Raw genomic sequence first — 20090 nt, 5'->3', positions numbered from 1 at the left:
GCGCGCCTTGCCAGCGTGAAGCGGCGGTCACACCGCCCCGGCGCGCGCTTCGATCCTGATTTCAAGCGACTTCCCATTTCACGCGGGCGGTTAGAACCACCACCGCGAACGCGCGCGCCGCCAAGGCTGCCGCGCGCTGTCGCTCGCATACGAGTTTTACTTATCATGTCATTCGAACAACTCGGGCTCTCGCAGCCCATCCTCCAGGCGCTGGAGCAGAAGAACTACACCGTCGCCACGCCGATCCAGACGCAGGCCATCCCGCTCGTGCTGGGCGGCCGCGACCTCCTCGGCATCGCGCAGACCGGCACCGGCAAGACCGCCGCGTTCATGCTGCCCAGCATCGACAACCTGCGCGAATCCGGCCGCCAGACGCCGTTCAAGTCATGCCGCATGCTGGTGCTTGCACCGACGCGCGAGCTGGCCGGCCAGATCGCCAAGAGCGCCGAGGACTACGGCGGTTTCACCGGCCTCAAGGTCTCGGTCGTCGTCGGCGGCACCTCGGTCGGCAAGGACCGCAACAAGCTGCATCGCGGGACCGACATTCTCGTCGCCACGCCGGGCCGGCTGCTCGATCTCGTCGACCAGAAGGCATTCAGGCTGGACGGGGTCGAGATCCTCGTCCTCGACGAGGCCGATCAGATGCTCGACCTCGGATTCATCCACGCGTTGAGGAAGCTTGTCGCGCTTATGCCGAAGGAGCGGCAGACGCTGCTCTTCAGCGCCACGATGCCCTCGTCGATCAAGGACCTGTCGAAGCAATATCTGACTGATCCGGCGCACGTGTCGGTCACCCCCGCGGCGACCACGGCGGAGCGGGTCGAGCAGTACGTCACGCTCGTCAGCCAGTCGGAAAAGCAGGGCTTGCTCGAACTGATCCTGCGCAAGCGCTATCCCAAGACCGAGGGGATGGAGCGGGTGCTGATCTTCACGCGTACCAAGCATGGCGCCGACCGCGTGGTGAAGAAGCTGGGCCAGAACGGCATCCAGGCCGACGCGATCCATGGCAACAAGAGCCAGCCGCAGCGCGAGCGGGCGATCGCCAACTTCAAGTCCGGCCGCGTGCCGATCCTCGTTGCGACCGACATCGCCGCGCGCGGGATCGACATTCCGGGCGTAAGCCACGTGATCAACTTCGAGCTGCCCAACGTGTCCGAACAGTACGTCCACCGCATTGGACGGACCGCGCGCGCGGGCGCCGATGGCATCGCGATGACGCTGTGCGCCGAGGACGAGCGGGCATACCTGCGCGACATCCAGAAGCTGACCGGGGTTACCTGCGAGAGGCTCCCGCTCCCTGACAATTTCCGCGCCTTCATCGAAGAGCTACCGATCGTCCGGCCGAAGGGAAATCCGGGCCAGGTCCAGCAGCCCCGCGGGAAGAAGGTACACGCCAAGCCGATCGGCGGCGAGCGCCGGGGCAACGAGCGCAAGGACAAGCGGGGCGGCGACCGGCCGCAGCATACCTCGGGAGAGCGGCAGGGAGAGCGTGGCGGCAAGGCCGCCGGCAGCGGGGGCGGCCAGAACCGTCGCCGGCGCTTCCGCGGCAAGGGCAACGCGGGCGGAGGCACTGTTCAGCGCCGCACGGGCGGATAAGGGCCTGCAACCCGCCGTTCATCTCGGTTCGTGTGAGAATGGGCGGCGGGTCGCGCCGTATTCCCGATTCGGGGCCTATCGAGGGTCTGTCCTGCATGAAGCGTCTGGCGCCTTATCTCCCCTGCCTCCTGCTAGCTGCCTGTGCGCCTGCCCAGATGCAGATGCCAGCAAATCTTGCGTCTTCGACCGTTCGGACCGAGTTTGCGGGCATCGGCAGTCACACCTCGGGCCGGTATGCGGCCGGTCCCTACAGCGGTGTGTTCGACCGCTCGCTCGAGAAGTGGACGTTCGCCGACACCGACATTGCGCGGGCCGGGCATACGTACTTTTCGATTGCGGGTCTCGAGCCGGGCCCAGCGGTCGAGGGCCATTGCGGGATGCGCGAGCGCGCCAGGGCGATCGGGTCGGCCATCGAGATTACCACGCGGCCGATGACGTATCGGTGCGAGTTTACCGCCGACGGCGCGCCGATGGGCGCATGGCTCGAGCTCTGGGAGACGACCGGCCGCGGCCTTGCCGCCTTCCGGTATGAACGTCGCGGCGAAATCTCGCTCGGGAGCGAAACCGTGCGTTTCCGCTCAGTCCATCGCATCGACGGCTCATCAATGCCGACGATCACGCCCGTAGGGTACACGTTCGAGCATGGCGGTCGCGACATCGGCGCGATCGACCTGGCCAACCGTCCCGCACTCGTTGTCCCGGCCACGCTGGACAAGCGTGTCGAGCGTGCCGTGACAGTTGCCGCGCTTGCGCTGGCGACGTTCTGGGACCCCGCGATCCGCGAACCCGAAGCCTGATTCCCCAGGCGGTTGGCATTGCCTGCTTGGGGCTCCATATGCGCTGCCCGAACAGGAGACGCGCATGGCAACCCAGGACTATGACTACGACCTTTTCGTCATCGGGGCGGGCTCCGGCGGCGTGCGGGCGAGCCGGGTGGCGGCGAGCCACGGGGCGAAGGTCGCAGTGGCCGAAGAACATCGCGTCGGCGGGACGTGCGTCATCCGCGGGTGCGTGCCCAAGAAGATGCTCGTCTACGGGGCGCACTTCGCCGAAGACCTCGAGGATGCCGCGGCGTTCGGCTGGACGGTCGAGAACCCCCGCTTCGACTGGGCGAAACTGCGCGACAACGTTCTGAGGGACGTTGACCGCCTCAACGGGCTCTACACCCAGACCCTCGAGAACCACGACGTCGAGGTGATATTGGACCGCGCGGAATTGACCAGCCCGCACGAGATCAGCCTCGGCAGCGGCAGGACGGTGACCGCGCGGTATATCTTGATCGCGACCGGTGCACGGCCGCACGTGCCCGATTGTCCCGGCAACGAGCTCGGGATCACGAGCAACGAGGCGTTTCACCTCGATGGGTTGCCGCCGCGGGTGCTGATCGCGGGCGGCGGCTACATCGCGAACGAATTCGCGGGAATCTTCAACGAGTTCGGCAGCAAGGTGACGATCATCAACCGGTCCGACAAGCTGCTGCGTGGATACGACGAATCCCTGCGCGACCGGCTGCTGCAGATCAGCGTGACGAAGGGAATCGATTTCCGCTTCAACGCCGAGTTTCGCGGGATCGAGCAGACCGACGAGGGGTGTCTCCGCGTGTCGATGACCAATCACGAGGATATCGAGGTCGATTGCGTGATGTTCGCAACCGGCCGGGTCCCCAACACGCAGGGTCTTGGTCTCGACAAGGCCGGCGTCGAGCTTGGCGAGCGGGGCGAGATCAGGGTCGATCGCTTCAGCAAGACCAATGTCGAGCATATCTACGCGGTCGGCGACGTGACGGACCGCGTCCAGCTCACTCCGGTCGCGATCCGGGAAGGGCAGGCGTTTGCCGACACGGTGTTCGGCAAGGGCGATCCGGTCGCGGTCGATCACAGCGTGATCCCGAGCGCGGTTTTCAGCCACCCGCCGCTTGCCGGCGTCGGCCTGACCGAGGGCGAGGCGCGCAACAAGTTCGGCGCGGTGAAGGTCTACGAAAGCGATTTCCGGCCGATGAAGAACGTGCTGGCCGGCCGCAACGAGCGGAGCCTGTACAAGATGGTCTGCGACGACACGACCGGCAGGATCCTGGGCATTCACATGATCGGCCCCGAGGCGGCCGAGATCATGCAGGCCGCCGCGGTGGCGGTGAAGGCGGGCCTTTTCAAGGCCGATTTCGACGCGACCGTCGCCATCCACCCGACGATGGCCGAGGAACTGGTGCTCATGCGGTAGGCCGATTGCCGTTCACAACCCTCCGGCGTAGGCTCGGGCCGGAAGGGAGAAGGGCATGGGTGGGACCGTCCTCGTCACCGGCGGAACCGGCTACATTGCCGGCGAACTGATTGATCAGCTACTCGGCAGGGGCTGGTCCGTGCGGGCCACCGTCCGCAGCAGGGCAAAGGGCGAGGCGCGGCTGCGTGCGCGCTGGCCGCAAGCCGGTGACCAGCTTTCGGTGCACGAGGCCGAGTTGATGGACGATGCCGGATGGACCGAGGCGGTGTCCGGCTGCACCCACGTCGCGCACGTCGCCTCTCCTATCGCCGCGTCCGCTCCAAGGGACGAGGACGAAATGATCGTGCCCGCTCGCGAGGGTACCCTGCGCGCGCTGCGCTTCGCCCGCGACGCCGGAGTTCGCCGGTTCGTCCAGACGAGTTCGATGGCCGCGGTCGCCTATGGCCGCAGCGAAAAGGTCTATACCGTCGACGAGAGCGACTGGACGAACGTCGATCATCCGGATGTCTATCCGTACGTAAAGTCGAAGACGATTGCCGAGCGTGCCGCGCGCGACTGGGTGGCGGCGGAAGGCGGGCGGCTCGAATTCGTCTCGGTCAACCCCTCGATGGTGCTCGGGCCGGTTCACGATGCCGATTTTTCGCCCTCGGTCGAAGTGGTGCGCCAACTGCTCGACGGCTCGATGCCCATGGCCCCCGACCTCGGTTTTGCGGTGGTCGACACGCGCGATTGCGCCGACCTGCACGTCCGCTGCCTCGAGACGCCGGGCCTCGCGGGAGAGCGCTTTCTCGCCTCCGGTCCGTTCTTCAAGCTGATCGAGCTCGCCGCGATCCTGCGAGCGCATCTGCCCCGTGAGCAGGCGCGCAAGGTCCCGACGAGGGTCATGCCTGACTGGATGGTCAGCGTGCTCGCCATGGTGAATCCGGGGGTCCGCTCGATCCGCGCCGAGGTCGGCAAGAGCCGCAACGTGGATGCCAGCCACGCGAAGGAGCGCCTCGGCTGGGAAACCCGCCCGGTCGAGCATAGCGTTATCGACTGTGCCAGCAGCCTGATCGCCCACGGCGTGGTGAAGCCCTGATGCGGCTCGCGGGCAAGACCGTGCTGCTGACCGGCGGTACCGCGGGAATCGGCGAGGCGACGGCACGCCAGCTCAAGGCGAAGGGGGCCGAAGTCATCGTGACCGGCCGATCCCCCGATCGCCTGAAGGCGATGCGCGAAGCCGGCTTCGAGGCGATCCGGGCCGACCTTTCGACGCCGCAGGGCGCTATCGACATCGTCCACGCGCTCCGCGACCGGGAGATCGACGTGCTCATCAACAACGCCGGGCAGGGCGTGGACCACGACTTTCGCGAAGGACCGCCCGATGTCGATGCGGCCGACGACTGTATCTATGCCAACCTCAACACCCCGATCCGGCTGATCGCGGCGTTCGTCGAGCGGCTGAAACGGCGGCCCGAGGCGGCAATTGTCAACGTCACCAGCGGCCTCGCGATCGCGCCCAGGGCGGGCGGCCCGGTCTATTGCGCCACCAAAGCAGCCCTGCGCGCCTACACCCAGTCGATCCGGGCGCAGCTCGCCGGGACGTCGATCACCGTCATCGAGGCGTTGCCGCCGGTGGTCGATACCCGGATGACCGCAGCGCGGTCTGGCAGCAAGATGTCGGCCGAGGCGTGCGCGCGGCAAATCGTCGCCGCGATCGAGCGCGACCGGAGCGAGGCCAACATCGGCATGGTGAAGCTGCTCAAGGCCGTCCACTCGGCCAGCCCGGCGCTCGCGCGGCGGATCATGCTGCGCTTCTGAATTGCGTTCGGTCCTGGCCTCGTGGCACCGAATTCGGGGACTTTTCGTCGCGGAAAAAGAGGCGGATCGCGGCGCAGCTTGACGCTTTCCCCAACCGCGGCCTAACCGCCCCACTCAGCCAGGGAGTGCCGATGTCCGCCAATATCGCAGAAATGGAACGCCGCCGCGCCGCCGCCAGGCTGGGTGGGGGACAGAAGCGAATCGATGCCCAGCACGCCAAGGGCAAGCTGACCGCGCGCGAGCGGCTCGACGTGCTGCTCGACGAAGGATCGTTCGAGGAGCTCGACGCTTATGTCGAGCATGACTGTGTCGATTTCGGGATGCAGGACCAGAAGATCCCCGGCGACGGCGTCGTGACCGGCAGCGGCACGATCAACGGGCGACTGGTCTATGTCTTCAGCCAGGACTTCACCGTGTTCGGCGGTTCGCTGTCGAAGCGCCACGCGGAGAAGATCTGCAAGGTGATGGACAGCGCGATGAAGGTTGGCGCCCCGGTGATCGGCCTCAACGATTCGGGCGGCGCGCGCATCCAGGAAGGCGTCGCCAGCCTCGGCGGCTATGCCGAGGTGTTCCAGCGCAACGTGCTCGCATCGGGCGTGGTGCCGCAGATCAGCCTCATCATGGGCCCCTGCGCGGGCGGGGCGGTCTATTCCCCGGCGATGACCGACTTCATCTTCATGGTGAAGGATTCCTCGTACATGTTCGTCACCGGGCCCGACGTGGTGAAGACCGTCACCAACGAGGTCGTGACGCAGGAGGAACTGGGCGGGGCGGTGACGCACACCACCAAGACCAGCGTTGCGGACCTTGCGTTCGAGAACGATATCGAGGCGCTGCTGCAGACCCGGCGGTTCTTCGACTACCTGCCGCTGTCGAACCGCGAAGAGGTGCCCGAGCGGCCGACCGCCGACCCGTGGGACCGGCTCGACGACAGCCTCGACACGCTGATCCCGGCGAACGCCAACCAGCCCTACGACATGCACGAGGTAATCCGGAAGGTGCTCGACGAGGGCGACTTCTTCGAGGTCCAGCCGGCGCACGCGGGCAACATCCTCACCGGCTTCGGCCGGATCGAGGGGCGCACCGTGGGCGTGGTCGCGAACCAGCCGCTTGTCCTCGCGGGCGTGCTCGACATCAATTCATCGAAGAAAGCCGCGCGCTTCGTGCGCTTCTGCGACGCGTTCGAGATTCCGATCCTGACCTTCGTCGACGTGCCCGGGTTTCTTCCCGGCACGGCGCAGGAACACAACGGCATCATCAAGCACGGAGCGAAGCTGCTGTTCGCCTATGCCGAGGCGACCGTGCCCAAGATCACCGTGATCACCCGCAAGGCCTACGGCGGCGCCTACGACGTCATGGCCTCCAAGCACTTGCGCGGCGACCTCAACTACGCCTGGCCCACCGCCGAGATCGCGGTGATGGGCGCCAAGGGGGCGGTCGAGATCATCTTCCGCTCCGACATCGGCGACCCAGACAAGATCGCAGAGCGCACGAAGGAGTACGAGGACCGCTTCGCCAACCCCTTCGTCGCGGCGCAGCGCGGCTATATCGACGAGGTGATCTATCCCCACTCGACCCGGCGGCGGATCGCTCTGGGCCTCAGGAAGCTACGCGGGAAGGTGCTCGAGAACCCATGGAAGAAACATGACAACATTCCGCTTTAGGAGCGTGCCATGAAGCTCGGTCGCCTCAACCATGTCGGCGTCGCGACGCCTTCGATCGCGGACAGCGTAACCTATTACCGTGAAGTGATGGGGGCTACCTCAATCACGGAAGCTTTCGACCTGCCCGAGCAGGGCGTGAAGGTCTGTTTCGTCGACACGCCGGGACATGACGGCACCGCGGGCACGCAAGTCGAGCTGATTGAGCCATTGGGGCCGGATAGCACGCTTGCAGGCTTCCTTGCGAAGAACCCGCTGGGCGGCCAGCACCACGTCTGCTTCGAGGTGCCGGACATCGAGGTGGCGCGCGCGCATTTCGAGGGGCTGGGCAAGCGCATCCTCGGCCCGACCCGCATCGGCGCGCACGGCACGCCGATCTTCTTCCTCCACCCCAAGGACATGATGGGCCAGCTCACCGAGATCATGGAAACACCGAAAGGCGCGCATTGATGCTCTTTTACGACAGCCCCAATCCCGCGCCGAACCCGCGCCGGGTGCGCATTTTCGCGGCTGAAAAGGGCATCGAGCTGCCGACGCAGGAGGTCTCGATCCCGAAGCGCGAGCAGAAGTCGACCGAGTTCATGGCCAAGAACCCGCGCGGGCAGACCCCGGCGCTCGAGCTCGACGACGGGACCGTCATCGCCGAAAGCGTCGCGATCTGCCGCTACCTCGAGGCGCTGCACACCGAGCCGCCGCTGTTCGGCACAACGCCGGTCGAGATCGCGCTGGTCGAGATGTGGAGCCGCCGGGCCGAGATGATCGCGATGTATCCGATCGGCCAGGTCTGGGTGCACACGCACAAGTTCACCGCCGCGCTTCCTGGTCGCAACGCCGAGTGGGGCGAGGCCAACCGCCCGCGCGTTGCCGATGCCTTCGCGTTCTTCGACCGCAGCCTCGAGAACAGCGAGTTCCTGGCGGGCGACCGCTTCTCCATGGCCGACATCATCCTGCTGACGACCGTCGACTTCGCGACGTTCGTCGGCTGCGGACCCGGCCCGGAGAACGCGGCGCTGAACCGCTGGCACGAAGCCGTGAGCGCGCGCCCGAGCGCGGCGGCCTGAGGACCAAGATGACCGACAAGACAAAAGCCGATTGGGAAGCGCTCGCCGCAAAGGAGGTCAAGGGCAGGGACCTTGGCTGGCACACCCCCGAAGGCTTCGATATCCACCCGCTCTACACCGCCGAGGACGTGCCCGCCGATCCCGGCTTGCCGGGCTTCGCGCCGTTCACCCGCGGCGTGAAGGCGTCAATGTACGCCGGCCGTCCGTGGACCATCCGCCAGTACGCCGGCTTCTCTACCGCCGAGGAATCGAACGCGTTCTACCGCCGCAACCTCGCGATGGGGCAGAAAGGACTCTCGGTCGCCTTCGACCTTGCCACGCACCGTGGCTACGACAGCGACCACCTGCGGGTGGTTGGCGACGTCGGCAAGGCAGGCGTGGCGATCGACACCGTGCGCGACATGGAGATCCTGTTCGACGGAATCCCGCTCGACCAGATGAGCGTGTCGATGACGATGAACGGCGCGGTGATCCCGGTGCTCGCCTTCTTCATCGTCGCGGCCGAGCGCCAGGGCGTGAGCCAGGACAAGCTCGACGGGACCATCCAGAACGACATCCTCAAGGAGTTCATGGTCCGCAACACCTACATCTACCCGCCCGAACCGAGCATGCGGATCGTCTCGGACATCATCGCATATACCTCGGGCAACATGCCGAAATTCAACAGCATTTCGATCTCGGGCTATCACATGCACGAGGCCGGGGCGACCGCGGTGCAGGAGCTTGCCTTCACGATCGCCGACGGCAAGGAATACGCCAGGCGCGCGATGGCCGCGGGCCTCGACATCGACGCCTTCGCTGGGCGCCTATCGTTCTTCTTCGGCATCGGGATGAACTTCTTCATGGAAGTCGCCAAGCTGCGCGCCGCGCGCACGCTGTGGTGGCGCACAATGGACGGGCTGGGCGCGCAGAAGGACCGCAGCAAAATGCTGCGCACGCACTGCCAGACCAGCGGCGTCAGCCTGCAGGAACAGGACCCGTACAACAACGTCATCCGCACCACGATCGAGGCGCTGGCCTCGGTGCTCGGGGGAACACAGTCGCTCCACACCAATGCGCTCGACGAGGCGATCGCGCTGCCGACCGACTTTTCCGCCCGCATCGCGCGCAACACGCAGCTGGTGATCCAGGAGGAAAGCGGGATCACCAACGTCGTCGATCCGCTCGGCGGCAGCTATTACGTCGAGGCGCTGACGGCGAAGCTTGTCGAGGAAGCCGAGAAACTGATAGCCGAAGTGGACGCGGCGGGCGGGATGACCGCCTTCGTCGCCAGCGGCAAGCCCAAGGCCGCGATCGAGAGCGCGGCGGCGGCCAAGCAGGCGAGCATTGACCGGGGAGAGACGGTGATCGTCGGCGTCAACAGGTACCGCAAGGCCGAGGAAGACCCGATCGACACGCTCGACATCGACAACCACGCGGTGCGCGAGGCCCAGATCGCGCGGCTCAAGCGCGTGCGGGCCGAGCGCGACGAGGCGGCTTGCCGTGCCGCGCTGGCGGCGCTGACCGAAGGCGCAAAGTCAGGCGGCAACCTGCTCGCTCTCGCGGTCGAGGCCGCGCGCCACGACGCCACCCTGGGCGAGATTTCCTCTGCCATGGAAGAGGCGTTCGGCCGCTACGGCACCAGTCCGACACCGGTGACGGGCATCTATTCCGCCGCCTACGAAGGCGACAGCCGCTACGCGCAGGTGGTCGAGGGCGTGAAGGCGGTCACGCGCCGCCTCGGCCGCGCGCCGAAGCTGATGGTCGCCAAGATGGGGCAGGACGGCCACGATCGCGGTGCCAACGTGATCGCATCCGCCTTTGCCGACATGGGCTTCGAGGTCGTGTCCGGCCCGCTTTTCCAGACCCCGGCGGAGACCCGCGACATGGCGCTAGCCGAGGATGTCGACGCGATCGGCGCCTCGAGCCTTGCCGCCGGGCACAAGACGCTGATCCCCGAACTGATCGGCCTGCTCAAGGAAGCCGGCCGTCCGGACATTAAGGTCGTCGCGGGCGGGGTGATCCCGCCGCAGGACTACGACTTCCTGCGCGAAGCGGGGGTGCAGGGCATCTACGGACCCGGCTCGAACGTGGTCGAATGCGCGGCCGACATGCTGCGCCTGCTGGGGCACAACATGCCGCCGGTCGGCGACGAACTGGAGGTAGCGGAATGACAGAAGTCCGCACCGACTGGACGCGCGAGGAGATCGCCGCGCTGTTCGACCTTCCCTTCACCGATCTGCTGTTCCGCGCGGCGTCGGTTCACCGCGAGAACCATCCGCCCGACCAGGTGCAGCTGTGCACTCTGCTTTCGATCAAGACCGGGGGCTGTCCGGAAGATTGCGGCTATTGCTCGCAGTCGGTGAAAGCCGACAGCGGCGTGGCAGCCTCGAAGCTGATGGACGTGCGCAGCGTCCTGCAGTCCGCCGCGCAGGCCAAGGACAACGGCAGCCAGCGGTTCTGCATGGGCGCCGCGTGGCGCAATCCCAAGGACCGCGACATGCCCGCGATCGTCGAGATCGTGAAGGGCGTGCGCGCGATGGGGCTGGAGACCTGCATGACGCTCGGCATGCTGACGCCCAAGCAGGCCGACATGCTCGCCGAGGCGGGGCTCGACTACTACAACCACAACATCGACAGCAGCCCCGAATACTACGAACGCGTCATCAGCACGCGCACGATGGCCGACCGGCTCGACACATTGAACAACGTGCGCGCGGCGGGGATCAACGTGTGCTCAGGCGGGATCGTCGGCATGGGCGAGACGCGCGAGGACCGCGTCGGCTTCGTCCACACGCTCGCCACGCTGCCGCAGCATCCCGAAAGCGTGCCGGTCAACGCGCTGGTGCCGGTCAAGGGCACGGTGCTGGGCGACATGCTGGCCGACACGCCTTTGGCGAAAATCGACGACATCGAGTTCGTCCGTACCATCGCGGTGGCGCGCATCACGATGCCACTTTCGATGGTGCGCCTGTCTGCCGGGCGCGAGAGCATGAGCGAGGCCACCCAGGCGCTGTGCTTCCTCGCCGGCGCGAACTCGATCTTCACCGGCGACAAGCTCCTCACCGCCCCCAACGCCGGCGACGACAGCGACGCCGCGCTGTTCGCCAAGCTGGGGCTGACGGCGCTACGACAACAAGAACCGATGCGCGCCTACAAATCGATGGAGCCTGCCGAGTAATGTTCTCCAAAATCCTCATCGCAAACCGGGGCGAGATTGCTTGCCGGGTCATCAAGACCGCGCGCCGGATGGGTATCGCGACCGTCGCAGTTTACTCCGACGCCGATGCCCGCGCGCCGTTCGTGCGGATGGCCGATGAGGCCGTGCACATCGGCCCGGCGCCCGCGGCCGAGAGCTACCTGGTCGCGGACAAGATCATCGCCGCATGCAAGGCGACGGGCGCCGAGGCGGTGCATCCGGGCTATGGCTTCCTCTCCGAACGCACCAGTTTCGCCGAGGCGCTCGCCAATGAGAACATCGCCTTCATCGGCCCGCCGGTGAACGCCATCGCGGCAATGGGGGACAAGATCGAGTCCAAGAAGCTCGCGAAGGAAGCGGGCGTGAACACCGTCCCCGGTTCCGAGGGCGAGATCACCAGCACCGAAGAGGCGCTGAAGGTCAGCCGCGAGATCGGCTACCCGGTGATGATGAAGGCCAGCGCGGGTGGCGGCGGCAAGGGCATGCGGCTCGCGCACAATGACCGCGACGTCGAGGAAGGGTTCGAGGCGACCCGTCGCGAGGGCTTGAACAGCTTCGGCGACGACCGCGTGTTCATCGAGAAGTTCATCCTCAACCCGCGCCACATCGAGATCCAGATCCTTGGCGACCAGCACGGCAACATCGTCTACCTGAACGAACGCGAGTGCAGCATCCAGCGCCGCCACCAGAAGGTGGTCGAGGAAGCGCCGTCGCCCTTCGTCACGCCCGCGATGCGCAAGGCGATGGGCGAGCAGTGCGTCGCGCTGGCCCGCGCGGTCGGATACTACAGCGCGGGCACGGTCGAGCTGATCGTCAGCGGCGCCGACCCCACTGGCGAGAGCTTCTACTTCCTCGAGATGAATACCCGGTTGCAGGTCGAACACCCGGTGACCGAGGCGATCACCGGCATCGACCTCGTCGAGCAGATGATCCGCGTCGCCGCGGGCGAGAAGCTGCCGTTCGGGCAGGACGACGTGCGTCTAGACGGCTGGGCGATCGAGAACCGTGTCTACGCCGAGGACCCCTATCGGGGCTTCCTGCCGAGCACCGGTCGTCTCGTGAAATATCGCCCGCCGGTCGAGGGCTGGACCGATGACGGTGCCGAAAACGGCCGTCGCGGGGTGGACGGCGTCCGCGTCGACGACGGCGTCTATGAAGGCGGCGAGGTTTCCATGTTCTACGACCCGATGATCGCCAAGCTGGTGACTTGGGGCGAGACGCGCGATGAGGCCGCCGACCTCCAGGTCGCCGCGCTCGATGCCTTCGAGATCGAGGGGCTGGGCCACAACGTCGATTTTCTCTCTGCGATCATGCAGCACCCGCGCTTCCGTTCGGGCGAACTCACCACCGGCTTCATTGCCGAGGAATATCCCGATGGCTTCCAAGGCGCAGAGGCCGACGCGCGCACGATCGGTGTACTCTGCGCTGTGGCCGGCGCCATCGCCACCGCCGATGCCGACCGCTCGCGCCGGATCGACGGACAACTCGGCGACGAGCGCGCCGCACCCGGCGACTGGCAGGTACGCATCGGAGGTGAAGACCACGCGGTCGTGCTCGAGGAGGACGCGATCACGGTGGACGGGAAGCCCGTCGCCATTGCGCTCGAATATACGCCCGGAGACCGGTTCGTGTCGGTCGAACTGTATGCGAACAACAACGATGACGAGGCGGACCCGCTCGCGACCTACGGCATCCAGCTTGCTCCAACCCGCACAGGCTACCGCATGACCACGCGCGGCGCGAAGCACGACGTGCGCGTCCTGCCCGCCCACGTCGCGCAGTACGCGGAGCACATGATCGAGAAGATCCCGCCGGACCTGTCGAAGTTCCTGATCTGCCCGATGCCCGGCCTGCTCGTCTCGCTCCACGTCGGCGAAGGCGACGAGGTGCAGCCCGGCCAGCCGCTCGCCACGGTGGAGGCGATGAAGATGGAGAACATCCTGCGCGCCGAGAAGACCGGCACAGTAAGGAAGATCAACGCTGCCCAGGGCGCCAGCCTCGCGGTCGACGAGGTGATCCTCGAACTGGAGTAACTGCTTCCTATATCAAGCCGATGGGCACCATCTTCACGATAGGATACGAACAGGCGACGCAGGCCGCGCTGGTTGCCGCCTTGCGCGATGCGGGCGTCGAGGTGCTGGCCGACATCCGCTACCTGCCGCTGTCGCGCCGCCCGGGTTTCTCGAAGAGCAGCCTGCGCGCAGCAATCGAGGAGGCGGGGCTGGAATACCGCCATTTCCGCCATCTCGGCACGCCGGCCGAAGGCAGGGCGGCCGCGCGTCGCGGCGACCATGCGGAACTCGCGCGGATCTACGCGGGCCAGCTCGAGCTGCCCGAAGCGCTTCAGCAAATGGCTGAGATCCGCGCGCTGGCAGAGGACAGGCGAGTCGCACTGCTGTGTTACGAGCGCGACGCCGCCCAATGCCATCGTTCTTTGCTGTTCGCGGCGCTGTTCGCTGATTTCGCCCGCGTCGACCTCGAACCCGGCCTCCTGATCGCTTGACCGACAAGCAGTGCCATGTGCCGCAATGGCACCCGAGCGCGCGTTTACCCTGAATCGTGGTAAACCGGCTCGCCAATCGGCTGGACTTGCGGAATCCTGCAATCGCCCGGAATTCCCTCCGGACCCACAGGAGAACGACGATGGCTCATCAGGGTGTCGGATTCTTCGACGGCCGCGGCCATTTCTTCAAGACCCCCGACGAGGCGACGATCAGCGATCTTTCGGCCCTGCTCGGGCGGATCGGCGAGGGCGAAAGCCTTGCCCCCGGTATCGCGCAGACACTGCTCGGCCGGCGCGAGGATCTCGAGCGGCTGTTTCGCGAACACGACGAGATGATCGCCGGGCTCGGCAAGAACGTGGCGAGCCTGCCCGCCCGCGCGCGCCCGGCCGCCTAGCGCGCGATTTCCTCGTCGAGGAACGAGGCTACGTCGTCGAGCGCGACATCGCGGGCGACGAACGCTTCGCCGATGGCCCGCAGCAGGATGAAGGGCAGGGTCCCCGCATCCATCTTCTTGTCGTGGAGCATGTGGCCGACCAGCCTGCGTCCGTCGCAATCCAGCCCCAGCGAACGGATCGACGCCGGCAGACCGGCTCCTCCAACGGCCTCAGCGACGGCAATCGCGTCCCCTTCATCGAGGTGACCGCGCCGCGCCGAATAGCGCGCTGCCAGCACCATTCCGAGCGCGACCGCCTCGCCGTGGAGTAGCCGGTCGGAAAACCCTGTCTCCGCTTCGAGCGCGTGCCCGAAGGTATGGCCGAGGTTGAGCAGCGCGCGCCGTCCGCTCGTCTCCCGCTCGTCCTGGGCGACGATTGCCGCCTTCATCGCGACGCTGGTGGCGACTGCGTGTTCGAGCGGGTCCTCGCGCAGCTTGATAACGCCAGCACCGTGGGTTGCCAGCCAATCGAAAAACGCTCTGTCCCCCAGTAACCCGTATTTCAGCACCTCTGCATAGCCTGCCCGCAGTTCGCGCGCGGGAAGGGTATCGAGGGTCGCGAGATCGGCGACCACCAGCGACGGCTGATGGAACGCGCCCACGAGGTTCTTGCCGAACTTCGTGTTGATCGCGGTCTTGCCGCCGACCGAGCTGTCGACTTGTGCAAGCAGGGTAGTGGGGACCTGTACGAAGCCGCAGCCGCGCTTGAGGATCGCGCAGGCGAACCCGGTAAGGTCGCCAACGACACCGCCGCCCGCGGCGATCACGTGATCGCCGCGCTCGACCTCATGTTCCAACAGCCAGTCGACGAGCGTCGCAAGGCTTTGCCAGCTTTTCGAATCTTCTCCCGGCGGCACTTCGAATACCGCGGCGGTGCGTCCCGCCTGCGCGAGCGCCCTCTCGATCCGGCGGCCGTGCGCTGCCCACGCGCCGGCATCGGCGACGACGGCGACCTGTTCCTTGCGCATGAACGGCGCGACGATGTCGCCCAGCCGCTCGATCAGTCCGCGTCCGACGTGGACTTCGTACCCGCGCCCGGCGAGCGCGACCGGGATTACAGCCATCGTTCAATCGCCTCGATTATGCGAATAGCGGTTTCGTGCTGCGGTCCCTCCTGGCTTTCGACCCGGATGGGCGCCTCGCCATAGAATGGCGACCGCTCCTTGTGCAGCCGCTGGAGAATCTCCACCGGATCGCCTTCACGCAGGAGCGGCCGATGGTCGCGGCGCGCGGTGCGCTCGACCAGCGTTTCGATCGTGCAGTCGATCCACACCGCGATGCCGGCGGCCAAGACGAGCCGGCGGGTCTCGTCGTTGACGAAGGCGCCGCCCCCTGTTGCGATTACGCCGTGGCCTTCCTCGATCAGGCGGGCGATCACGCGGCGTTCACCGTCGCGGAAGTAGTCTTCGCCGAAGCTTTCGAAGATCTCCGCGATCGGCATCGCCGCGGCGGCTTCGATCGCCTCGTCGGCATCGACGAAATCGGTCTTCAGAAGCGCGGCAAGCTTGCGCCCGACGGTGGACTTTCCGACCCCCATCAGCCCGACGAGCACGACCGGTCGGTCGATCCGGGCGGCGATCGCGCCGATTTCGGCGTCGCTCAGGCGCGGGCTGGCTGAGTGCATTGCCGCCCCGCCTATAGATGGGCTAGGGCGCGTGCAACCAACCTGACCTTGCGGGAATGGCAGGCTTACTTGGGAATGCGAATGAGGTCGATGATGGGTGCGCGGGCCAAGCTGATCGCGGGAGGGGCGCTGGCAGCTGTGCTGGTCTACGCCTGGATCGACGGAGGCGAGGAGCCGCTGCGGCCGATATCGGAGCCGGTGGCCATGCCGGTGACCGCGCGATGAGGCGCGTGATCCTGCTCGGTTCCGCGACCGCGCTCGCGCTCGCATCGGGCCTCGCACTGGCGCAGAGCGCGCCGGAATCGCTGCTGCCGCCCGGGTTCGACGATCCGGCTCCGGCCCCCTCTCCGGCGCCCACCTCGAGGCCGACGGCTCCCGCGCAACCCGGCGCTCCGGCGCCGCCTCCGGGATCGACCTCGGTCCCGGTCATCCAGCCCATACCCGGCGGTGTGAACGCCGCGCCGCCGCCGGTCGCGTTGCCGGGTCTGGACGGCAAGCTTCCCACGCTCGAAGAGCTTGAGAAGATGTCGACCGACGAGCTCGACGAACTGCTCGGCCTCAAGCCCAAGATCGACATCCCGCCCGGTGCGCGCCGATCGCTCGAGCGCGTCGGTGTGCTGGCGCCGACCGAAGGCGGCCTTCCCGTGCGTTCGCTGGCCAACCAGCCGGCATCGCTGGTCAGGGCATCGCTGGGTGGGACCTCGCGGCCCCTCGTTTCGCGCTGGGGCCATATCCTGCTTCGCCGTGCCCTGGCGAGCCGGCTCGAGGCGCCCTCCGGAATGGACGCGGCCGAGTTCGCCGCGCTGCGGGTGGCCGCGCTCAACTCGATCGGCGAGTTCACCGTTGCCCGTGCGGTCGCGCAGGACGTCGATACCGTGAACTGGAACCCCGCTCTCACCGCGGCAGCGCTCGACGCCTACGTCGGAACGGCCGACCTCGTCGGCGCGTGCCCGGCCGTACGCTTGCAGGGCAATCGGCGCGAGGACGGGACCTGGCGGCTGTTCCAGGGCATCTGCAACGCCTACGCCGGCGAAAGCGCCCGGGCGAAGAACGACATAGAACGAGTGCGATACCGCGGCCAGGCGCCCAACATCGACGCCTTGCTGGCCCAGCGGTTCGCTGGCGCCGCGGGACAGGGGCGGGGCGCGGTGACGATCGAGTGGAAGGGCGTGACCGACATGAACCCGCTGCGGTTTGCGCTGGCGAACGCGGTGGGCGAGCCGGTTCCGGGCGATCTTCTGAACGGCGCGGGACCGTATTACGCGCGGGTGGCCGCTACCGCGCCGATGCTGCCGCTGGCGCAGCGCATCGCCGCGTCGGAAATTGCTGGGCGCGAAGGAATCCTGTCGTCGGCGGCGCTGGTCGACCTCTATTCGCAGCTCTATGCCGAGGACGAGAGCGATGGCCCGGCCACCGAACGTGCTCGCCTGCTCCGGCAGGCCTACGTCGGCGCCGACGCAGGGGCACGAATGGCGGCGATCCGCCAGCTCTGGGCTCCCGGTGCGGGCGGCGCGATCGACTATGCCCGGCTCGTCCTCACCGCCTACGCCGCCGCGCGGGTCGAGCCGGACGAGGAATTCGAAGACGACGCCGCCTCCCTCGTCGCCTCTATGCTCGCCGCGGGGCTGGAGCGCGACGCGCTGCGCTGGAGCGGCGTGGTCCCGCAGGGGAGCATGGCCTGGGCACAGCTTGTGTTTGCCTCGCCCGGACGGGGTCAGCCGGTGTCGACGGGCGCGGTCAACGATTTCATCGATGACGATCCCAGCTCAGGCCAGCGCAAATCACAGTTCCTCGTGGCGGGGCTCGCTGGACTGGGGCGGATCGATGCGGGTGCCGTGTCCGGACTTTCCGACGATCTCGGCATGAACCTCACGGCAGCAACGAAGTGGTCGCGGGCGATCGACGCCGCTGCCGCGGTCGACAACCAGGCGCTCGTTGTGTTCCTCTCGGGCCTCGGAATGCAAGGGTCGGGATGGGACCGGATGACCCCCCGGCACCTTTATCACATCGTCTCCGCGCTTGACCGGGTCGGCCTGACTGCCGAGGCGCGCATGATCGCCGCGGAGGCGGTGGCGCGCGGCTGATGCCGGCCTGGGGATGACCGCGATCGACGATTTCCTCTCGATGCTGGCCGCCGAGCGCGGCGCGGCGAAAAACACCCTGGCGGCGTATCGCCGGGACCTCGAGGGAGCCGCCGACGCAGTTGGTGACCTGGTGCGGGCTGACAGTGCGGCGCTCGCCCGGCTTGGCGGCGCGTGGTCGGCCCTCGCGCCTGCAAGCGTCGCGCGCAAAGCTTCGGCGCTGCGCCAGTTCTACGGTTTTCTCGTCGACGAGGGCGTGCGCTGCGACGATCCCTCGTCCGCGCTGCCCCGGCCTACCGCGCGCCGCCCGCTGCCCAAGGTTCTCACCCATGATGAAGTGGCAGCCCTGTTTACGCGCGCCGAAGCGGAGGCGGCGGGGGATGTGCCCGCCGCGGTCAGAACGCTCGCGCTGGTCGAGATGCTCTACGGATCGGGCTTGCGGGCGACCGAACTCGTTTCTCTGCCGCTGGCCGCGGTTCCGCGCGATGCGCCGTTCGTGACCGTCACCGGGAAGGGCGGGCAGGCGCGGATGGTCCCGGTCGGCGCGCGCGCGATCGCCGTGCTGGGCAGATGGATCGCAGTCCGCCCGCAAGGCCGGTTCCTGTTTCCTTCGCGGGGCGGCCATCTTTCGCGCGTCCGCCTTTTCCAGCTGGTCAAGGCACTGGCCGGGCGCGCCGGGATTGCGCCGGAAAAGGTCAGTCCGCATGTCCTGCGGCATGCGTTTGCGACCCACCTGCTCGAAGGCGGTGCCGACCTGCGCGTGCTGCAGACCCTCCTCGGCCATGCGGATATCGCGACCACGCAGATCTACACTCACGTCGATTCGGCGCGGCTCGTCGCGCTGGTCAACGAACGCCACCCGCTTGCGCATGGCATCAAGCGCGACTAGCTGCCCCAAAATGCAATCCTATCTCGAATTCGAGAAGCCCGTCGCTCAGCTGGACAGCCGTATCGCGGAACTTCGCTCGGCGGCCGAAGACGACGAGGTGGACATCTCGACAGAGATCGCGCGGCTGGAAGCCAAGAGCGCCGATCTCCTCGCGGCGACCTACTCTTCGCTTACGCCGTGGCAGAAGACACAGGTCGCCCGGCATCCGGGCCGGCCGCACTTCCGCGATTTCGTGGCCCATGCCTTCACCGATTTCGTGCCGCTTGGCGGCGACCGCCTGTACGGCGACGACGAGGCCATCATGGGCGGTCTTGCCAAGCTGGGCGGGCGCAAGATCATGCTGATCGGGCATGAGAAGGGCCACGATACGGCGAGCCGGATCCGCCACAATTTCGGCATGGGCAAGCCCGAAGGCTACCGCAAGGCGATCCGCCTGATGGACATGGCCGGGCGGTTCGGCCTGCCGGTCGTCACGCTGGTCGATACCTCGGGCGCGTTCCCTGGCATCGAGGCCGAGGAGCGCGGCCAGGCCGAGGCTATCGCGCGTTCGACCGAGGCGTGCCTCGCGCTGCCGGTGCCGATGGTCTCGGTGATCGTGGGCGAGGGTGGATCGGGCGGCGCGGTCGCACTGGCGAGCGCCGAACGCGTGCTCATGTTCGAACACGCGGTCTATTCGGTCATCAGTCCGGAGGGCTGCGCCTCCATACTCTGGCGCACCGCCGAGAAGGCGCCCGAGGCGGCCGAAGCCATGAAGGTCACCGCGCAGCACCTCGAGCAACTCGGCGTGATCGATCGAATCGTGCCCGAGCCGGTGGGCGGGGCGCATCGCGATCCCGGGAAGGCCGCGAGCGACCTGGGCGCGGCGATCGCGGAAGAACTCGATGCGCTTGTCGCCCTTTCGCCCGAAGCGCTGCGGCGCTTGCGGGAAGAGCGGTTTCTCGCGCTCGGGAGCAGCTAGACCGCAGATCCCCTGCGGGGAACTAGCCGCTACGGCATGGGTTTTCCCGTCACATGACAACCGCAGGCGGCGGGTGGGCGCCGCGCAT

At 67.2% G+C, this 20090-nt stretch carries 19 protein-coding genes; 17 read left to right on the top strand and 2 right to left on the bottom strand.

Annotated features, from left to right (window positions below):
• The first annotated feature begins 165 nt into the window (after window positions 1–165).
• From ACPV3N_RS02680 to ACPV3N_RS02620, 13 genes are all read left to right on the top strand, one after another.
• Entirely contained in the window at window positions 166–1596 is a 1431-nt protein-coding gene (locus ACPV3N_RS02680; protein WP_440114283.1) for a DEAD/DEAH box helicase, read from the top strand.
• 38 nt (window positions 1597–1634) lie between these two features.
• Window positions 1635–2393: a VV20781 family protein gene (locus ACPV3N_RS02675; protein WP_503473848.1), complete on the top strand. Its 759-nt coding sequence runs from the start codon at window positions 1635–1637 to the stop codon at window positions 2391–2393.
• A gap of 64 nt (window positions 2394–2457) precedes the next feature.
• Window positions 2458–3813, top strand: a complete 1356-nt coding sequence (gene gor, locus ACPV3N_RS02670) for a glutathione-disulfide reductase (protein WP_440114277.1) — start codon at window positions 2458–2460, stop codon at window positions 3811–3813.
• Window positions 3814–3868: 55 nt separating this feature from the next.
• Window positions 3869–4891 carry an NAD-dependent epimerase/dehydratase family protein gene (locus ACPV3N_RS02665; RefSeq protein WP_440114274.1) on the top strand — a complete coding sequence of 341 codons (1023 nt, stop codon included), beginning with the start codon at window positions 3869–3871 and terminating at the stop codon, window positions 4889–4891.
• Entirely contained in the window at window positions 4891–5613 is a 723-nt protein-coding gene (locus tag ACPV3N_RS02660) for an SDR family oxidoreductase (protein ID WP_440114272.1), read from the top strand. Before ACPV3N_RS02665 ends, ACPV3N_RS02660 begins: the two co-directional genes overlap by 1 nt.
• Window positions 5614–5744: 131 nt before the next feature.
• Window positions 5745–7277, top strand: coding sequence for an acyl-CoA carboxylase subunit beta (locus ACPV3N_RS02655; RefSeq protein ID WP_440114269.1), 1533 nt, complete (start codon window positions 5745–5747; stop codon window positions 7275–7277).
• Between the two features lie 9 nt (window positions 7278–7286).
• Window positions 7287–7724: a methylmalonyl-CoA epimerase gene (mce, locus tag ACPV3N_RS02650; RefSeq protein WP_440114267.1), complete on the top strand. Its 438-nt coding sequence runs from the start codon at window positions 7287–7289 to the stop codon at window positions 7722–7724.
• A complete protein-coding gene (locus ACPV3N_RS02645; protein WP_440114264.1) occupies window positions 7724–8335 on the top strand; it encodes a glutathione S-transferase family protein in 612 nt (203 codons plus the stop codon). The genes mce and ACPV3N_RS02645 overlap by 1 nt, the downstream gene beginning before the upstream one ends.
• Before the next feature lie 8 nt (window positions 8336–8343).
• Entirely contained in the window at window positions 8344–10488 is a 2145-nt protein-coding gene (gene scpA / locus ACPV3N_RS02640; RefSeq protein WP_440114261.1) for a methylmalonyl-CoA mutase, read from the top strand.
• Window positions 10485–11495: a biotin synthase BioB gene (bioB, locus tag ACPV3N_RS02635; protein WP_440114258.1), complete on the top strand. Its 1011-nt coding sequence runs from the start codon at window positions 10485–10487 to the stop codon at window positions 11493–11495. Before scpA ends, bioB begins: the two co-directional genes overlap by 4 nt.
• Entirely contained in the window at window positions 11495–13546 is a 2052-nt protein-coding gene (locus tag ACPV3N_RS02630; protein WP_440114255.1) for an ATP-binding protein, read from the top strand. The genes bioB and ACPV3N_RS02630 overlap by 1 nt, the downstream gene beginning before the upstream one ends.
• A 20-nt stretch (window positions 13547–13566) precedes the next feature.
• A complete protein-coding gene (locus ACPV3N_RS02625; protein ID WP_440114252.1) occupies window positions 13567–14016 on the top strand; it encodes a DUF488 domain-containing protein in 450 nt (149 codons plus the stop codon).
• Window positions 14017–14156: 140 nt separating this feature from the next.
• Window positions 14157–14411 carry a hypothetical protein gene (locus ACPV3N_RS02620; protein ID WP_440114249.1) on the top strand — a complete coding sequence of 85 codons (255 nt, stop codon included), beginning with the start codon at window positions 14157–14159 and terminating at the stop codon, window positions 14409–14411.
• Here ACPV3N_RS02620 and aroB read toward each other — a convergent pair.
• Both aroB and ACPV3N_RS02610 read right to left on the bottom strand, forming a co-directional pair.
• Window positions 14408–15514: a 3-dehydroquinate synthase gene (gene aroB / locus ACPV3N_RS02615; RefSeq protein WP_440114246.1), complete on the bottom strand. Its 1107-nt coding sequence runs from the start codon at window positions 15512–15514 to the stop codon at window positions 14408–14410. The two genes, ACPV3N_RS02620 and aroB, sit on opposite strands and share 4 nt — an antisense overlap.
• Entirely contained in the window at window positions 15505–16074 is a 570-nt protein-coding gene (locus tag ACPV3N_RS02610; RefSeq protein WP_440114244.1) for a shikimate kinase, read from the bottom strand. The genes aroB and ACPV3N_RS02610 overlap by 10 nt, the downstream gene beginning before the upstream one ends.
• Before the next feature lie 81 nt (window positions 16075–16155).
• Between ACPV3N_RS02610 and ACPV3N_RS02605 the strand changes: the two genes are divergently transcribed.
• Genes ACPV3N_RS02605 through ACPV3N_RS02590 form a run of 4 tightly spaced genes read left to right on the top strand, consistent with a single transcriptional unit; the run spans window position 16156 to window position 20002 of the window.
• Window positions 16156–16299 carry a hypothetical protein gene (locus ACPV3N_RS02605; protein ID WP_440114241.1) on the top strand — a complete coding sequence of 48 codons (144 nt, stop codon included), beginning with the start codon at window positions 16156–16158 and terminating at the stop codon, window positions 16297–16299.
• Entirely contained in the window at window positions 16296–18158 is a 1863-nt protein-coding gene (locus tag ACPV3N_RS02600) for a hypothetical protein (RefSeq protein ID WP_440114239.1), read from the top strand. The genes ACPV3N_RS02605 and ACPV3N_RS02600 overlap by 4 nt, the downstream gene beginning before the upstream one ends.
• Before the next feature lie 13 nt (window positions 18159–18171).
• Complete coding sequence (locus ACPV3N_RS02595; RefSeq protein WP_440114236.1) at window positions 18172–19044, top strand: tyrosine recombinase; 873 nt, start codon at window positions 18172–18174, stop codon at window positions 19042–19044.
• Window positions 19045–19054: 10 nt separating this feature from the next.
• The gene (locus ACPV3N_RS02590; RefSeq protein WP_440114233.1) at window positions 19055–20002 is read left to right on the top strand and encodes an acetyl-CoA carboxylase carboxyltransferase subunit alpha; all 948 of its coding nucleotides are present in this window, start codon (window positions 19055–19057) and stop codon (window positions 20000–20002) included.
• Window positions 20003–20090 lie beyond the last annotated feature (88 nt).

Origin of the sequence: Tsuneonella sediminis (assembly GCF_051912845.1) — a bacterium.
Lineage (GTDB): Bacteria > Pseudomonadota > Alphaproteobacteria > Sphingomonadales > Sphingomonadaceae > Tsuneonella > Tsuneonella sediminis.
The sequence above is the reverse complement of the archived record's forward strand: the minus strand, read 5'-3'. Positions and strand labels throughout refer to the sequence as shown.

Excerpts from the sequence above, each read along its gene's own strand:
- mce (WP_440114267.1), top strand. The coding sequence starts at position 7,287 with ATGAAGCTCGGTCGCCTCAACCATGTCGGCGTCGCGACGCCTTCGATC.
- ACPV3N_RS02645 (WP_440114264.1), top strand. The coding sequence starts at position 7,724 with ATGCTCTTTTACGACAGCCCCAATCCCGCGCCGAACCCGCGCCGGGTG.
- gor (WP_440114277.1), top strand. The coding sequence starts at position 2,458 with ATGGCAACCCAGGACTATGACTACGACCTTTTCGTCATCGGGGCGGGC.
- bioB (WP_440114258.1), top strand. The coding sequence starts at position 10,485 with ATGACAGAAGTCCGCACCGACTGGACGCGCGAGGAGATCGCCGCGCTG.
- ACPV3N_RS02655 (WP_440114269.1), top strand. The coding sequence starts at position 5,745 with ATGTCCGCCAATATCGCAGAAATGGAACGCCGCCGCGCCGCCGCCAGG.
- ACPV3N_RS02625 (WP_440114252.1), top strand. The coding sequence starts at position 13,567 with ATGGGCACCATCTTCACGATAGGATACGAACAGGCGACGCAGGCCGCG.
- scpA (WP_440114261.1), top strand. The coding sequence starts at position 8,344 with ATGACCGACAAGACAAAAGCCGATTGGGAAGCGCTCGCCGCAAAGGAG.
- ACPV3N_RS02600 (WP_440114239.1), top strand. The coding sequence starts at position 16,296 with ATGAGGCGCGTGATCCTGCTCGGTTCCGCGACCGCGCTCGCGCTCGCA.
- aroB (WP_440114246.1), bottom strand. The coding sequence starts at position 15,514 with ATGGCTGTAATCCCGGTCGCGCTCGCCGGGCGCGGGTACGAAGTCCAC.
- ACPV3N_RS02610 (WP_440114244.1), bottom strand. The coding sequence starts at position 16,074 with ATGCACTCAGCCAGCCCGCGCCTGAGCGACGCCGAAATCGGCGCGATC.
- ACPV3N_RS02620 (WP_440114249.1), top strand. The coding sequence starts at position 14,157 with ATGGCTCATCAGGGTGTCGGATTCTTCGACGGCCGCGGCCATTTCTTC.
- ACPV3N_RS02605 (WP_440114241.1), top strand. The coding sequence starts at position 16,156 with ATGAGGTCGATGATGGGTGCGCGGGCCAAGCTGATCGCGGGAGGGGCG.
- ACPV3N_RS02630 (WP_440114255.1), top strand. The coding sequence starts at position 11,495 with ATGTTCTCCAAAATCCTCATCGCAAACCGGGGCGAGATTGCTTGCCGG.
- ACPV3N_RS02660 (WP_440114272.1), top strand. The coding sequence starts at position 4,891 with ATGCGGCTCGCGGGCAAGACCGTGCTGCTGACCGGCGGTACCGCGGGA.
- ACPV3N_RS02590 (WP_440114233.1), top strand. The coding sequence starts at position 19,055 with ATGCAATCCTATCTCGAATTCGAGAAGCCCGTCGCTCAGCTGGACAGC.
- ACPV3N_RS02680 (WP_440114283.1), top strand. The coding sequence starts at position 166 with ATGTCATTCGAACAACTCGGGCTCTCGCAGCCCATCCTCCAGGCGCTG.
- ACPV3N_RS02675 (WP_503473848.1), top strand. The coding sequence starts at position 1,635 with ATGGGCGGCGGGTCGCGCCGTATTCCCGATTCGGGGCCTATCGAGGGT.
- ACPV3N_RS02665 (WP_440114274.1), top strand. The coding sequence starts at position 3,869 with ATGGGTGGGACCGTCCTCGTCACCGGCGGAACCGGCTACATTGCCGGC.
- ACPV3N_RS02595 (WP_440114236.1), top strand. The coding sequence starts at position 18,172 with ATGACCGCGATCGACGATTTCCTCTCGATGCTGGCCGCCGAGCGCGGC.